This is a genomic window from Solimonas flava DSM 18980 (assembly GCF_000426685.1).
GTDB classification, from domain to species: Bacteria; Pseudomonadota; Gammaproteobacteria; order Nevskiales; family Nevskiaceae; genus Solimonas; species Solimonas flava.
The window spans coordinates 1-13,857 of the sequence record NZ_AUFV01000017.1; the positions used below are offsets into that span (position 1 = coordinate 1).

General features: G+C 68.3%; 14 protein-coding genes. 8 read left to right on the top strand and 6 right to left on the bottom strand.

The annotated features are described in order from the left end of the window. From K343_RS22575 to K343_RS0116305, 3 genes are all read left to right on the top strand, one after another. The coding region (locus K343_RS22575) for an integrase core domain-containing protein (protein WP_043112992.1) at positions 1-231 on the top strand (231 nt) is incomplete at its 5' end. A gap of 60 nt (positions 232-291) precedes the next feature. Continuing rightward, positions 292-1,460 (top strand): IS3 family transposase gene (locus K343_RS0116300; protein ID WP_154662624.1). Its coding sequence is split into 2 segments (ribosomal slippage): positions 292-580 and positions 580-1,460, totalling 1,170 coding nucleotides; the frame shifts between segments, so codons are not numbered across the junction. Between the two features lie 529 nt (positions 1,461-1,989). Continuing rightward, a complete protein-coding gene (locus K343_RS0116305) occupies positions 1,990-2,610 on the top strand; it encodes a class I SAM-dependent methyltransferase (RefSeq protein WP_028008982.1) in 621 nt (206 codons plus the stop codon). 55 nt (positions 2,611-2,665) lie between these two features. On the opposite strand, the gene K343_RS0116310 is transcribed toward K343_RS0116305, so the two are convergent. The 3 genes from K343_RS0116310 to K343_RS0116320 all read right to left on the bottom strand — a co-directional run bounded on the left by K343_RS0116310 (position 2,666) and on the right by K343_RS0116320 (position 6,528). Beyond that, a complete protein-coding gene (locus K343_RS0116310; protein ID WP_028008983.1) occupies positions 2,666-3,565 on the bottom strand; it encodes a DMT family transporter in 900 nt (299 codons plus the stop codon). Between the two features lie 91 nt (positions 3,566-3,656). After that, complete coding sequence (locus tag K343_RS0116315; RefSeq protein WP_028008984.1) at positions 3,657-4,562, bottom strand: SDR family NAD(P)-dependent oxidoreductase; 906 nt, start codon at positions 4,560-4,562, stop codon at positions 3,657-3,659. 106 nt (positions 4,563-4,668) lie between these two features. Next, the gene (locus K343_RS0116320; protein ID WP_028008985.1) at positions 4,669-6,528 is read right to left on the bottom strand and encodes an ABC transporter ATP-binding protein; all 1,860 of its coding nucleotides are present in this window, start codon (positions 6,526-6,528) and stop codon (positions 4,669-4,671) included. Positions 6,529-6,717: 189 nt separating this feature from the next. Between K343_RS0116320 and mgtE the strand changes: the two genes are divergently transcribed. The 4 genes from mgtE to mtnC all read left to right on the top strand — a co-directional run bounded on the left by mgtE (position 6,718) and on the right by mtnC (position 10,352). Continuing rightward, on the top strand, positions 6,718-8,169 hold the full coding sequence (gene mgtE / locus K343_RS0116325; RefSeq protein WP_028008986.1) for a magnesium transporter: 1,452 nt from the start codon (positions 6,718-6,720) through the stop codon (positions 8,167-8,169). 192 nt (positions 8,170-8,361) lie between these two features. After that, positions 8,362-8,952, top strand: coding sequence for a methylthioribulose 1-phosphate dehydratase (locus K343_RS0116330; RefSeq protein WP_028008987.1), 591 nt, complete (start codon positions 8,362-8,364; stop codon positions 8,950-8,952). A gap of 27 nt (positions 8,953-8,979) precedes the next feature. Then, positions 8,980-9,531 (top strand): 1,2-dihydroxy-3-keto-5-methylthiopentene dioxygenase, encoded by a 552-nt coding sequence (locus K343_RS0116335; RefSeq protein ID WP_028008988.1) that lies wholly within the window; start codon positions 8,980-8,982, stop codon positions 9,529-9,531. Between the two features lie 146 nt (positions 9,532-9,677). Continuing rightward, positions 9,678-10,352 carry an acireductone synthase gene (gene mtnC / locus K343_RS0116340; RefSeq protein ID WP_028008989.1) on the top strand — a complete coding sequence of 225 codons (675 nt, stop codon included), beginning with the start codon at positions 9,678-9,680 and terminating at the stop codon, positions 10,350-10,352. A gap of 29 nt (positions 10,353-10,381) precedes the next feature. Here the strand turns inward: mtnC and K343_RS0116345 are convergent, their stop codons facing one another. Together K343_RS0116345 and cysQ are read right to left on the bottom strand one after the other, a co-directional pair. Further along, positions 10,382-10,924: a M15 family metallopeptidase gene (locus K343_RS0116345; protein ID WP_028008990.1), complete on the bottom strand. Its 543-nt coding sequence runs from the start codon at positions 10,922-10,924 to the stop codon at positions 10,382-10,384. Continuing rightward, positions 10,921-11,727, bottom strand: a complete 807-nt coding sequence (gene cysQ, locus K343_RS0116350; RefSeq protein WP_028008991.1) for a 3'(2'),5'-bisphosphate nucleotidase CysQ — start codon at positions 11,725-11,727, stop codon at positions 10,921-10,923. The genes K343_RS0116345 and cysQ overlap by 4 nt, the downstream gene beginning before the upstream one ends. Positions 11,728-11,747: 20 nt before the next feature. Between cysQ and yrfG the strand changes: the two genes are divergently transcribed. Beyond that, positions 11,748-12,452: a GMP/IMP nucleotidase gene (gene yrfG, locus K343_RS0116355; RefSeq protein WP_028008992.1), complete on the top strand. Its 705-nt coding sequence runs from the start codon at positions 11,748-11,750 to the stop codon at positions 12,450-12,452. A gap of 76 nt (positions 12,453-12,528) precedes the next feature. Here yrfG and pbpG read toward each other — a convergent pair whose 3' ends face one another. Then, positions 12,529-13,836, bottom strand: coding sequence for a D-alanyl-D-alanine endopeptidase (pbpG, locus tag K343_RS22580; protein ID WP_211226324.1), 1,308 nt, complete (start codon positions 13,834-13,836; stop codon positions 12,529-12,531). Positions 13,837-13,857: the final 21 nt, after the last annotated feature.

Genomic DNA, 13,857 nt, shown 5'->3' on the forward strand with positions numbered 1-13,857 from the left:
AAGGTCATCCGTTGCGACAATGGGCCCGAGTACATCAGCGGTGCCTTGTTGGCGTGGGCCGAGCGCGCCGGCATCCGCATCGAGCACATCCAACCGGGCAAGCCACAGCAGAATGCCTATGTCGAACGCTACAACCGCACCGTGCGTTACGCGTGGCTGGCTCGAACCCTGTTTGACTCGATTGAGCAGGTGCAGGACAAGGCCACTCGTTGGCTATGGACTTACAACTGATCCTGCCTCGGTTTGACGTACATCAGAACGTTGATAATTTTCTGATGAACGGAGAACGAGATGGGCAAGAGATCGTCGGTACCGAACCGGCAGTACACGGATGAGTTCAAGTTGGAGGCGGTGCGTCTGGCGGAGTCGATCGGCGGCAACCAGGCTGCGAAGCGGCTCGGGATTCCGGATTCGAGTCTGTGGAACTGGATCAGGCTCAGTCGCGCGGGGAAGCTGGCGGCAGATGAGTCTGGGACGCAGCCAGTGAAGCGATCGGGTTCGGAGCTGGAAGCCGAGAACGCGCGCCTGCGTCGGGAGCTGGCCCACACCAAGCTGGACCTGGAGATCGTAAAAAAAGCGGCGGCGTATTTCGCGAAGGAGTCGCGGTGAAGTACGCCTGGATCGATGCCCACCGCGACCGATTCAGCGTGGCCCGGATGTGCCGCCAGCTGGGCGTGTCGCGCACCGGCTACTGCCAGTGGCGAACACGTCCGCCGAGCCCACGCACGCAGGCCAATGCGACGCTGGACGCGCAGGTGGCTGCGCTTCACGCTCAGTACAAGCGCCGCTACGGTCGTCCACGGATTCTGCGGGAGCTGGGGCAGCCTGTCGGTCACGAGCGCGTACGCAAGAGCCTGCAGCGCCAGGGGCTGCGCCCGCTGTATCGGCGCTCCTATCGGGTGACGACGGACTCGGATCATCGCAAGCCGGTGGCGCCCAACGTGCTCGATCGGCGATTCGACGGCTGGCAGATCAATCAGGCCTGGGTCGGCGACATCACCTACATCGCCACGGCCGAGGGCTGGCTGTATCTGGCCTGCATCATGGACTTGGCCAGCCGCCGTATCGTCGGCTGGTCGATGAGCGATCGCATCAAGGCCGATCTGGTCTGTCAGGCGCTCAAGTCCGCGTACTGGCAACGCAAGCCACCGCCAGGGCTGATCCTGCACACGGACCGCGGCAGCCAATATGCCGGTGACCAGCACTGCACGTTGATCCGGGATTTCCGCATGGTCCAGTCCATGAGCCGCAAGGGCAACTGCTGGGACAACGCGCCAATGGAGAGCTTCTTCAAGACGCTAAAGGTCGAGCGTGTGCATCAGCTGCGCTATGACACGCGAGCGCAGGCACGCCTGGATATCGTCGACTGGATCGAGGGCTTCTACAATCGGCAACGCAGGCACTCGGCGATCAACTACCAGATCCCGGTGGCTGCAGAGTCCGGCCTCATGGCCGCATAGACTGCTGTACGTCGAATCGAGGCAAGGTCAAACCATGAGCACCCGAACATGGCGCTCGGAGGCATCACGCCAATGCAGAAACTTGCCTTGGCCGCTTAGCTCCACTTTTGGCGACCGCTAAAAGCGGGGGGAATACCGCGCCAATTTCGTTAGAGCCTTCAAAATATGCTCGCGCTTGGGCCGGTCGGGTACTTTTTCGGGTATATGAAAAATCAAGAAATCTGTTTTCCCTTACCTATCAATACTGAGCATTCTTTTTCGACTGCGTCCCCGCCACCATTCCCCTCCTTGTCTCGCGCTCCTGCGCCGCACGTTCTGACGTCGCGCGTTCGCGTCGCGTGCACGTCCCACCACACACCCCGCGGCGTTGTCGCTGCAAGGCGCGGCGCGTGATCGTTCCGGAACCCCGCCGTGGCCGCGCGGCAATGGTCGTGGTATCTGCGGCTTGCGCAAAATCGGCCTGATTCCACGCCGCCGCCGATGCCCATCGAGCGGCGGCCGACGCATATGCATTCCAAGGAGGAAGCCCATGAACCCGTACGACCACTACGTGCTGCCGTATCTGATCGATCTGGCCTGCGGCATCGGGCCGATCCAGAAGGAGCGCGCCAAGCTGGTCCCGCGTGCGCTCGGACGCGTGCTGGAGATCGGCATCGGTACCGGCCGCAATCTGCCGTTCTACGACCGCGAGCGACTGAGCGCCCTGTACGGCCTCGACCCCGCCGCGCAGATGCACCGCCTCGCCCGCAAGCGCGCCGCCGAGGCCGGCATCCGCATCGAGCTGCTGGACCTGCCGGCCGAGCGCATCCCGGCCGAGGATGCGAGCTTCGATACCGTGGTCACCACGTTCACGCTGTGCACGATTCCCGACGCCGTCGCGGCGCTGCGCGAAATGCGCCGTGTGCTTCGCACGCAGGGCCAGCTGCTGTTCTGCGAGCATGGCCTGGCGCCGGACGCCGGCGTGCGGCGCTGGCAGAACGGCCTGACGCCGGTATGGAAACCGCTCGCCGGCGGCTGCCATCTGAACCGCGACATTCCGGCACTGCTCGCGGCCGGCGGCTTCGAGATCACCGAACTGCAGGCCGATTACCTACCTGGCCCGCGGCCGATGACCTACGTCTACCGCGGCGTGGCCGTGCCGAAGACCTGAGCGCGCAGGCCGGCGCTCGCGCACGAGCGGCCGCCGCTGCAGTCTGAAAGCGCTTTCAGCGCCGCAGGCGCAGATTCGCGAAGACGATGCCCGAGACGATCAGCGCAAACGCGAGCCCGTGATACGGCTCGACGCGCTCGCCGAGCGCCAGCGCTGCGATCAGCGCCGTGAACAGCGGAATGAAGTACGTGAACTGCCCGGCGACCGACGGGCCGACCGCGGCCACGCCGCGGTTCCAGAGAAAGTACGCGACCAGCGAGGCCAGCAGGCCGGCATAGCCGATCGCGGCCAGCGTGCCGGCATCGAGTGCGAGCGTGCGGCCGCCGGCGAGCTCGATCAGATAGAACGGCAGGATGCAGGGCACGCCGATCAGGATCTGCGTCGTCAGCAGCGTGCGCGCGTCGAGTCCGGTCGGATAGCGACGCAGCATCACCGAATAGACCGCCCACGACAGATTGGCGGCCACTGCCCACAGATCGCCGCGATGGAAGGCCAGCGTCAGCACGCGGCGCGGGTCGCCGTGGCCGAGCACGGTCAGCACTCCGAACAGCGCGATCAGCATGCCGACCCACTGCCGCAGCCCGAGCCGCTCGCCGAGCCAGACGCTGGCCAGCGCCATGATCGTCGCCGGCATCGCCGCGGCGACCAGCGTCACCGACACCGCGGTCGAAGTCTGCAGCGCCAGATACAGCATGGTGTTGTAGGCGGTGACCGAGGTCAGCGCGAGCGCGACCAGCACGCCGAGGCGGGCGCGGATCGTCGCGCGCTGTGCGATCACGCCGGCCAGGCCGAACGGTGCGATCAGCACCAGTGCCAGCGCCCAGCGCCAGAACGAGAACGCGATCGGCGGCAGATGGCCGGCCAGTCCGCGCGCGACGACCGCGTTGCCGGCCCACAGCAGCGGCGGAATCAGCAGCAGGGCGTAATCGGTGGACGAAGCGTGGCGCGCGGACATGAGCGGCGGGAATGGCGGCGAAAGCCGCGCATTCTCGCAGAAGGTGCCGCGGGCCGGTGCCGCACGCCGCCACCGGCCCGCGTGCGCACCGCTACGACAGCGCGCGCTTGGCCTTTTCCAGCTCGAACACCGCCTGCTGCATGCCATTGGCCGGCACGATCTCGCCATCGCGCGCGTCGATCTCGGCGTAGCGCGCCGCAACCGTCGCCGCCGGGTCGGCGGCGTCGCCGACGAAGATGCCGCGCGTCAGCGTGATGTGCGCGGCCTCGAAGGCGCCGCCGCCGGCGCAGAGGATGGCGCGGTTCGGCGCATCCTCGGACAACAGATGCAGCAGCCCCTGGCTGACCATCTCCGGGCGAAGCTTTTCGAACATGTCCGGCGTCAGGATGTCCTCAGTCATGCGCGTCGCGGCGGTCGGCGCCAGCGCGTTGACGCGAATGTTGTACTTCTCGCCTTCCAGGCCCAGCGTCTGCATCAGGCCGACCAGCGCCAGCTTGGCGGCGCCGTAGTTCGACTGGCCGAAGTTGCCGTAGAGGCCGGTCGACGAGGTCGTCATCACGATGCGGCCGTAGTTCTGCGTGCGCATCTGCTCCCAGACCGCCTTCGTGCAATGCATCGCGCCCATCAGGTGCACGTCGACGACGAAGCGAAAATCCTCGACCGTCATCTTCGCGAAGGTCTTGTCGCGCAGCACGCCGGCGTTGTTGACGAGGATGTCGACGCGTCCCCACTCGGCGACGGCCTGCGCCACCATCTGCTCGACCGCAGCCATGTCGGTGACCGAAGCGCCGCTGGCGATCGCCTCGCCGCCCGCGGCCCGGATTTCGGCGACCACCGCCTCGGCGGCGGCCGACGAGCCGCCGCTGCCGTCGCGCGCGCCGCCCAGATCGTTGATGACCACTCTGGCGCCGCGCGCTGCCAGCGCCAGCGCGTGCTGGCGGCCCAGGCCGTTGCCGGCGCCGGTGACGATGGCGACGCGGCCCTTGAACGACTTCATGTCTCTCTCCTTTGCGTGCGATGGTGCGGGATTCGTGGCCGCCGAGCGTAACCGCAAGCCGCCCGCGCCGACCTGCTGCAATCAGCGCAGGCGCGCGCCGTGCGCCTCACTGGTAGCCGCGCGCCTGCAGCGAGAACAGGTGCGCGTAAATGCCGCCGAGCTGCATCAGTGCGGCATGGTCGCCGCGCTCGACGATGCGGCCGCTGTCGACAACGACGATCTGGTCGGCCATGCGCACGGTCGAGAAGCGGTGCGAGATCAGGATCGCGATGCGATCGCGCATCAGCGCGCGGAAGTGGGCGAAGATTTCGGCCTCGGCGCCGGCATCCATCGCCGAGGTCGGTTCGTCGAGCACCAGGATATCGGCCTGCGCGCGCATGAAGGCGCGCGACAGTGCGATCTTCTGCCACTGCCCGCCGGACAGTTCGCGGCCGTCGCGGAACCACTTGCCGAGCTGGGTGTGGAACTGCTGCGGCAGCGTCTCGATGAACGGCGTCGCCATGCCCATGTCGGCGGCTTCGCGCCAGCGCTTCTCGTCGTCGAAATAGCGCACGTCGCCGACGCCGATGTTCTCGCCGACGGTGAGCTGGTAACGGGCGAAGTCCTGGAAGATCACGCCGATGCGCGCGCGCAGCGCGTCCTCGTCCCAGTCCTGCAGATCGAGCCCGTCGAGCAGGATACGACCGCCGGTCGGCACGTACAGGCGTGTCAGCAGCTTGATCAGCGTGGTCTTGCCGGCGCCGTTCTCGCCGACCAGCGCCAGCGACTCGCCGGGGCGGATGTGCAGGTCGATGCCGTCCAGCGCCGGCGTCTCGGCGCCCGGATAGCGGAACGAAACCTGCTCGAAGCGGATGCCGTCCTCGGGCCGCGGCCCCTGCGCCGCGGCGCCGCGCGGCGGCGCCACCGGCGTTTCCAGGTACTCGTAAAGCGTCGACAGATAGAGGTTGTCCTCGTACATGCCGCTGACGGCGCTGAGAATCGAGGTCACCGCGCCCTGCCCGTTGCGGAACAGCGCGAGGTACATCGTCATCTGGCCGAGCGTGATGCGTGCGGTGACGGTGGCGATCGCGACCCAGGCGTAGGCGCCGTAGTAGGCGCAAACGCCGATCAGGCCGAGCCCAAAGCCCCAGCCGTCGCGGCGCACGGCCAGATCGCGTTCCTCGTCGTAGAGCTGCGCGTAGAGCGACTTGTAGCGGCCGAGCAGCAGCGGGCCGAGGCCGAACAGCTTGACCTCCTTGGCGTGGTCCTCGCGCGACAGCACGGTTTCCAGATAGATCTGCATGCGCGTGGTCGGCGAGCGCCAGCGGAACAGCTGGAAGGCCTGGCCCGAATAGCGCGCCTCGGCAACGAACGAGGGCACGCCGGCCAGCAGCAGGACGGTCACCGCCCACGGCGAGAAGTGCACGAGCAGCGCGCCGTAGCTGAGCAGCGAGATCGCGTTCTGGGCCAGGCTCGCGGTCCGCGTGACCAGCGACAGCGGCCGCACCGACGCCTCGCGGCGCGCGCGGTTGAGCTTGTCGTAGAACTCGGAATCCTCGAAGTGCGTCAGCTCCAGCGTCAACGCCTTTTCGAGAATCATGACGTTGATGCGGCGGCCGAGCTGGATGCGCAGCAACGCCTGGCAGAGCGAGGTCATGCGCGTGGTGCCACCAGCGGCGGCGACCAGCACGCCCTCCAGCGCAACCCATTCGAGCAACGGTGCGTACAGCGCCCAGCCGTGCACGGCGCCGGCCTGCGCCTGGGCGATCGCGGCGACCACGGCATCGACGATCTGGGCGCCGACGTAGGCGATCGCCGCCGGCAACACGCCGGCCAGCACGGTCAGCCCCACGAGCGCGGCCAGCAGGCCGCGGCTGGTCGCCCAGACCAGCGCGAGCGCGCGTCCGGTGTAGCGAAACACGCGCAGGAAACCGGCGACGCCGGACTCCGGCCGGGTCGGCTCGGGCGGTGGCGGACGCGCGCTCATCGGCGGCGCGGGAACGGACGGAAGGGGATCATCGTGGCCGCCAACCTTAACCGAAAGGTCGGCCCGGCGTGCTCGCCGCGCGGCTGCAGCGGCGCAACGCCGGCACGGCTAAGATAGCCGCGCCGGACCTTGGCTTGATTGCGGCCTGATCGCGACCCGATCGGCTCCCCTCCACCGTCGCGTGCGACGATGCCTGACAACGCCGATACCACGCCGCACCATCGCCATCTGGAGCACGCCCGCGCCCAGGTGATCGAGCTGCTGTCCCGCCAGGCACTGGAGCTGGAGCTGCTGTCGCGCTCTGAGAACCGCAAGCAGGACGTCGTCGCCCAGCTGGTCGCGCGCCAGCATCAGGCGGCGCTGGCGCAGCGGCTCACCAACTTCCACCCGGCCGACATCGCCTTCGTGCTGGAAAGCCTGGCGCCGGAAGCGCGCGAAATGGCCTGGGGCCTGGTCCGTCCGGAACGCCGCGGCGCCGTGCTGCTCGAAGTCTCCGACGTCGTACGCCGCTCGCTGGTCGAGCACATGGCGCCCGAGGAAATTTCCGCGGTGGTGCGTACGCTGGACTCCGACGACATCGCCGACCTGGTCAGCTCGCTGCCCGACGAACAGCGCGCCGCGGTGCTCGAGCACGTCGACCGCGCCGATCAGGCCGAGGTGCGCTCGGTGCTGAGCTTCCCGGAGGACAGCGTCGGCGCGATGATGGACCTCGACTACATCGCGGTCCGCGAGGACACCACGCTCGAAGCGGTGCACCGCCTGCTGCGGCGCAAGAAGCCGCTGCCGCCGCACAGCAACGAAATCATCGTCGTCGACCGCAACAACCGCCTGCGCGGCGTGCTGCCGCTCGACAAGCTGCTGTTCGAAGAGCCCGAGAACGAAGTCAGCCAGGTGATGCTGACGCAGCCCACCTACTTCTTCACCGACGACCGCGACCGCGACGCGGTCGACGCGTTCGAGAAGTACGATCTGATCTCGGCGCCGGTCGTGAACCTGCACAAGCAGGTCGTCGGCCGCATCACGGTCGACGCCGTCATCGACGAAATCAACGAGCGCGCGCAGAACGAAGGCCTGCGCCAGGTCGGCCTGTCCGAAGAGGACGAGGACCTGTTCACGCCGCCGATGCAGAGCGCGCGCAAGCGCTGGCCCTGGGTCGCGCTCAATCTGCTGACGGCGTTCGTCGCCTCGCGCGTGATCGACGCCTTCGAGCCGGTCATCGCCCAGCTGGTGGCGCTGGCGACGCTGATGCCGATCGTCGCCAGCATCGGCGGCAATACCGGCAACCAGACCATGGCGCTGGTGATCCGCGGTCTGGCGCTGAACCAGATGGCGCCCTCGCAGCTGCGCATGATGCTGCTGCGCGAACTGGCGATCGCCGGCATCAACGGCACCGTCTGGGGTTCGGCGCTCGGCGCCGTGACCTTTGCGCTGTACCACGACTGGAAGCTGGCGCTCGTCATCGGCTCGGCGATGCTGCTGGAGCTGCTGCTGGCGGCGACCGCCGGCCTGGTCATCCCGGTCGCGCTGCAGCGCTTCGGTCGCGATCCGATCATGGGCTCCAGCGTCATGCTGACGGCCACCACCGACAGCCTCGGCTTCTTCATCTTCCTGGGCCTCGCCTCGCTGTTCCTGGTGCCCTGAGGCCGGATGCCGCCGCCCTCGCCGAACCTTCGGCGAGGAGCTGCCGGCCGGTGACGGCTCCGGCGCCGCGCGGCACCGCCCCCCCCAAGCGCTCGGCCAGCCGCAGGCCTGAACGTCACATGCCGGCGCTATAAGACCCGCAGCTGAAATCATTGGCGGCGCCGCCCGCGCTGCCCTAAAGTGCGCGGCTCGATGAACATCCAGACCTACAGTCAGCAACTGATCGACGCCGGCCGCCTGTTCCACCAGCGCGGCTGGGTCCCGGCGACCGGCGGCAATTTCTCCGCGCGGCTCGACGCCGGGCGCATGCTGATCACGGCGAGCGGCTGCCACAAGGGCGAGCTGACGCCCGCCGACTTCCTGGAGGCCGGCTTCGACGGCGTGCCGATCGGCGCGGCGCGCAAGGCCTCGTACGAGACCTTGCTGCATTGCCAGCTGTACCGCCACGACGCGGCGATCGGCGCCGTTCTGCATACGCATTCGATCGCCAATACCGTGCTGTCGCGGCGCCTGCGCTCGATCCGCCTGGCCGGCTACGAGCTGCTCAAGCTGCTGCCGGGCATCGGCACGCACGACGCCAGCGTCGAGGTGCCGGTGTTCACCAACGATCAGGACATCGCGCGCTTGAGCGCGACGGTCGACGCCCACATGAAGCGGCATCCGGCGACGCCCGCCTATCTGATCGCCGGCCACGGGCTCTATGCCTGGGGCGCCGACGTCGCGCAGGCACGCTGGCGCGTCGAGGCGCTGGAATTCATGTTCGAGTGCGAGCTGCACTCGTAAACGTCCGCAGTTCGAAGGAGGATCGCCATGACCACGCTCGCCGTCTATTCCGACCAGGACCCGGGCCAGCCGCTCGGCACCTACACCGGCTTCGAGGACATTCGCGACCAGCTCGCCGCCGTCGGCGTCGAGTTCGAACGCTGGGAAGCCTCGCAGCCGCTGTCCGCGACCGCCGGCCAGGACGAGGTCATCGCCGCCTATCGCGCCGAGATCGAGCGCCTGAACGCCAAGTACGGCTTCGTGTCGGTCGACGTCGTCAGCATGCACCCGGATCATCCGCAGGCCGAAGCGGCGCGCGGCAAGTTCCTGTCCGAGCACACGCACGACGACTTCGAGACGCGCTTCTTCGTCGACGGCGCCGGGGCGTTCTACGTCCGCGCCGGCGGCAAGGTCTATCTGACGGTCTGCACCAAGGGCGATCTCATCAACCTGCCGGCCCATGTCACGCACTGGTTCGACATGGGGCCGAAGCCGAACTTCAAGGCGATCCGCTTCTTCCGCATCCCGGAAGGCTGGGTCGGCCATTTCACCGGCGACACGATCGCCGAGCGCTTCCCGAAGTTCGAGCCGGCGGCCTGAACGCGCCGCTATGATCAAGGCCCTCATCACCGACACCGAAGGGTGAGCCGGCCCCTCACGAAGATCCGGTGGACATTCGCGCCGGCGAGCGCCCGGCCCGGGATGGCCGGGCTGGACCCCGCGCCCGGCACGGCTCAGGAAGAAAAATGATCAAAGCCATCGTCACCGACATCGAAGGCACCACGTCCTCGATCGACTTCGTCCACGAGACGCTGTTCCCGTACGCCAGGCAGCGCCTGCGCGGCTTCCTGCGCGAGCAGGCGGGCGACGATCAGGTCCAGCACCTGCTCGACGACGTCGAGCAGGTCGTCGGCCGCGATCTGTCGATCGACGAGGCGGCGGACGTGCTCGAGCAGTGGATCGCCGAGGACCGCAAGATCACGCCGCTCAAGGCATTGCAGGGCCTGATCTGGAAGATCGGCTACGAGAACGGCGAACTGCAGGGTCACGTCTATGCCGACACGCCGGCATGCCTGCGCCGCTGGCATGCCGACGGCAAGGCGCTGTACGTCTACTCGTCGGGCTCGGTCGACGCGCAGAAGCTGATTTTCGGCCATACCGCCTACGGCGACCTGACTCCGCTGTTCTCCGGCTACTTCGACACGCGCATCGGCGGCAAGCGCGAGGCGGATTCGTACCGCGCGATCCTGCGCGAGATCGGCCTGCCGGGCGACGAGGTGCTGTTTCTCTCCGACGTCGGCGCCGAGCTCGACGCGGCGCGCGCCGCCGGCCTGCGCACCTGCCAGTTGCTGCGCGACGCCAAGGCGGTCGCGGCACCGGCACATCCGCAAGCCGCCGACTTCAACGCCGTTCCGCTCTGAGCCGCGCCCGACACGGCGCGGCGCAAGCGCTATTGCGCGCCGCCGCGCCGCACGCGGCGATGCCAGCACCAGTGCCAGGGCTCATAGAGATAGCCCTCGCGATTGTCGCGCGGATACGAAAGGCGGAAGCCGAACGTGTCCGCATGCGCCTGCAGCCAGGCGAACGCCGCCGTGCCTTCGAAGGCTTCGTCGAGCGGCGGCGTCTGCGCGTCGCCGATGTCGACCGCGCGCCCCGTGTGATGCTCGCTGTAGCCGGGCGGCGCATTGACGCGCAGGACCTCGGCGATCGGCACTCCCTTTTTCAGCTTGTTGCGGATCAGCGCCGCCTGGAACTCGACGCCGCGAAACGCCGAGACCAGCAGCAGTTCGACGCCGTCGCCGGCCGCCGCCGCGCGCAGCGCCTGCCAGGCCTGCGCCGCGGCCGGCACCAGCAGCTTGTCGCGGCCGTCGGTGCCGAGCCCGACCGGCTGCAGGCGCTGCGCCTCGGCCTGCGCGCGCAGGCCGCGCGAGCGCAGCATCCCGGCGGTGATGCCAAGCTCGGCATGCAGGGCCGCGACACGCGCGTCGATCATGCCGCCAGCTTCTGCGCCCAGCCGTAGCCCGGATCGCCGATGACGAGGAAATTCGGGTTCAGCAGCGAGTCTTTTTCGTTGTAGCGCAACGGCGTCCGCTCCGGCAGGCGCAGCACGACGCCGCCGGCCTGCTCGACGATGCACTGGCCGGCGCCGGTGTCCCATTCCGAGGTCGGGCCGGTCCGCGGATAAAGGTCGGCGGAACCCTCGGCAACCAGGCAGAACTTCAGCGACGAACCGCGGCTGACCGCGGTATGGGCCGGCGCGCGCGCGAGGAAGGCTTCGAGCGCCGCGTCGCGATGCGACTTGCTGACGACGAAGGCCGGCAATAGCGGCGGCGGCGGCACCGCGCGCGTGCGGATCGGGCTGCGCGCGCCGTCGCGCCAGCGTTCGGCGCCACGGCCGACCGCAGCCGCGTAGCTCAGCCCGAGCGCCGGCGCATGCACGACGCCGAGCCGGGCGACGCCGTGCTCGATCAGTGCGATGTTGACGGTGAATTCGTCATTGCGCTTGACGAATTCTTTGGTGCCGTCGAGCGGGTCGACGAGCCAGTAGCGCGTCCAGCGCCGGCGCGTCTCGAAGGCGATGTCGGCCGCCTCCTCCGACAGCACCGGCACCTCGGGCGTCAGCGCCTGCAGACTGGCGAGGATGTGCCGGTGGGCGGCCAGATCGGCCTGCGTCAGCGGCGAGGCGTCGGACTTGAACGTGACGGAGAAGTCGCCGTGATAGACGGCCATGATGCGTTCGCCGGCCTGCCGCGCGATGTCCACGACGGCGTCGTACAGTTCGTTGAAGGTCGTCATTGGCCCCGTATCATACGGACATGGACAGCCTCGCAAACGCACACCTGATCGACTGGCAGCGCGTCGACTGGGTCCTGCTCGACATGGACGGCACGGTGCTCGACCTGGCCTTCGACAATTACTTCTGGCGCGAGCTGGTACCGGAACGCTACGCCGCGAAATACGGCATCGAGCTGGAGGACGCGCTGCGCGAACTCGAGCCGAAGTTCGGCGCCGTGCAGCACACGCTGCCCTGGTACTGCACCGATCACTGGAGCCGCGAGACCGGACTCGACATGGCGGCGCTCAAGCGCGAGATCCGCGCCCGCATCCGCCCGGTGCCCGGCGCCGAGGACTTCCTGCGCCTGATCCGGCGCAGCGGCCGGCAGATGTGGATCGCGACCAACGCGCATCGCGACAGCTGGCACCTGAAGCTGGAGCACACCGGCCTGCGGCCGTACTTCGACCAGGTCTTCAGCTCACACGACTTCGGCCATCCCAAGGAAGACCTGCGCTTCTGGCATGCCCTGCAGGCCGCGCATCCGTTCGATCCGGCGCGCACGCTGTTCGTCGACGACAGCATGCCGGTGCTGTCGGCGGCGCAGGCCTTCGGCATTCACCAGGTGATCGGCATCCGCAAGCCGGACAGCGGCCTGCCGGCGCGCCCATTGCCGGCGATGCGCTCGGTCGAGACACTCGCCGAACTCGCCGCCACGCTGCCTGCCGAACACCGCGGCAGTACCTGAAGCGCGCGCCGGCCCGCAGCAAAAAGGGGCCTTGCGGCCCCTTTTGCGAATCCGGCGCGAGTCCGGCCGGGAGGCTTCAGGACGTGCTGCGCGAGCGCCCGCTCTTGCTCGACGCGGTCTTGCTCTTGGCCCCGCTCTCGACCCAGTTGCGGACCCGCTGTGCATCGGCGAAGCGCGTGAACTTGCCGTCCGAATCGAGCAGCACCATCACCAGCGACCGGCCCTTGACCGTCGCCTGCATCACCAGGCAGCGCCCGGCCTCGTTGGTGAAACCCGTTTTCTGCAGGCCGATGCGCCAGTCGTTCTTGGCTCGCACCAGCCGGTTGCTGCTGACGAAGTGCATGCTGCGGCGGCCGGGCTTCACGGTGTGCTCGACGCGCGTCGAGTACTCGCGGATCAGCGGCACCTTGTAGGCGGCATCGACCAGTTTGACGAGATCGTGCGCGCTCGACACGTTGCGGCTCGACAGGCCCGAGCTGTCGGCATAGTGCGTGTGCGTCATGCCCAGCGCCTGAGCCTTGGCATTCATCGCGCGGATGAACGCAGGGCGTCCGCCCGGATAGTTGCGACCCAGCGCCGACGCTGCGCGATTCTCCGAGGACATCAGCGCCAGCAGCAGCAACTCGCGGCGCGTGAACTTGAGACCCGGCGACAGGCGCGAATAGCTGTGCTTCTCGGCGTCGATGTCATCGCGGGTAATCTCGAGCACCTCGTCGAGCGGCAGCTTGGCGTCGGTCACGACCATCGCCGTCATCAGTTTGGTCAGCGACGCGATCGGCTGCACCGCATCCGCATTCTGCGCGGCGAGCACTTCCTGGGTGTTCTGATCGACGACGAGCACGATGCTCGACTTCAGCTTGAGGCCCGCAGGCAGCGTGAGCTGCCGGCGCTGCGGCTTCTTCTCGATCTGCTCGGCGAGCGAGTCGACCTCCGCTTCGTCCGGCTCCTCGGCGGTGCTCGCCGCCGGCACCTGCACCGACGCCGCTTCCGAGGCGACCTTCGGCGTCATCGCCGACGTCACCGCGCCGCTCAGCGCGGCCAGCTGCGACGCAGCGTCGCCGTCTTCCGAGTCGTCGGCCTCTTCGCCGTCACGGGCATCCGCGGCGGCGGTCGGCTCGTCCTCGACCAGCACGCGGTCCAGGGGGATCGGCGTCGTGGCCGCGGGACCGGCTGCGGCGCTCGCCACCAGCGCATGCGGCTCGGCAACGGCCGTCGCACCGCTTTCGTTGGCGACGGCGGCACCGCCGTCGCGCAGCAGCCAGGCCGATCCGAACGCGGCGACGGCGACCAAGCCCAGCAGCCACTGCAGGCGGCGCGGCTGGCGCCGCGGCCGGGCCACTTCGTAATCAACGCCGGTGAGCGCTCGGGAAGGACCGCGATTCATCTGAGGTTTCTCTCCTAAGTG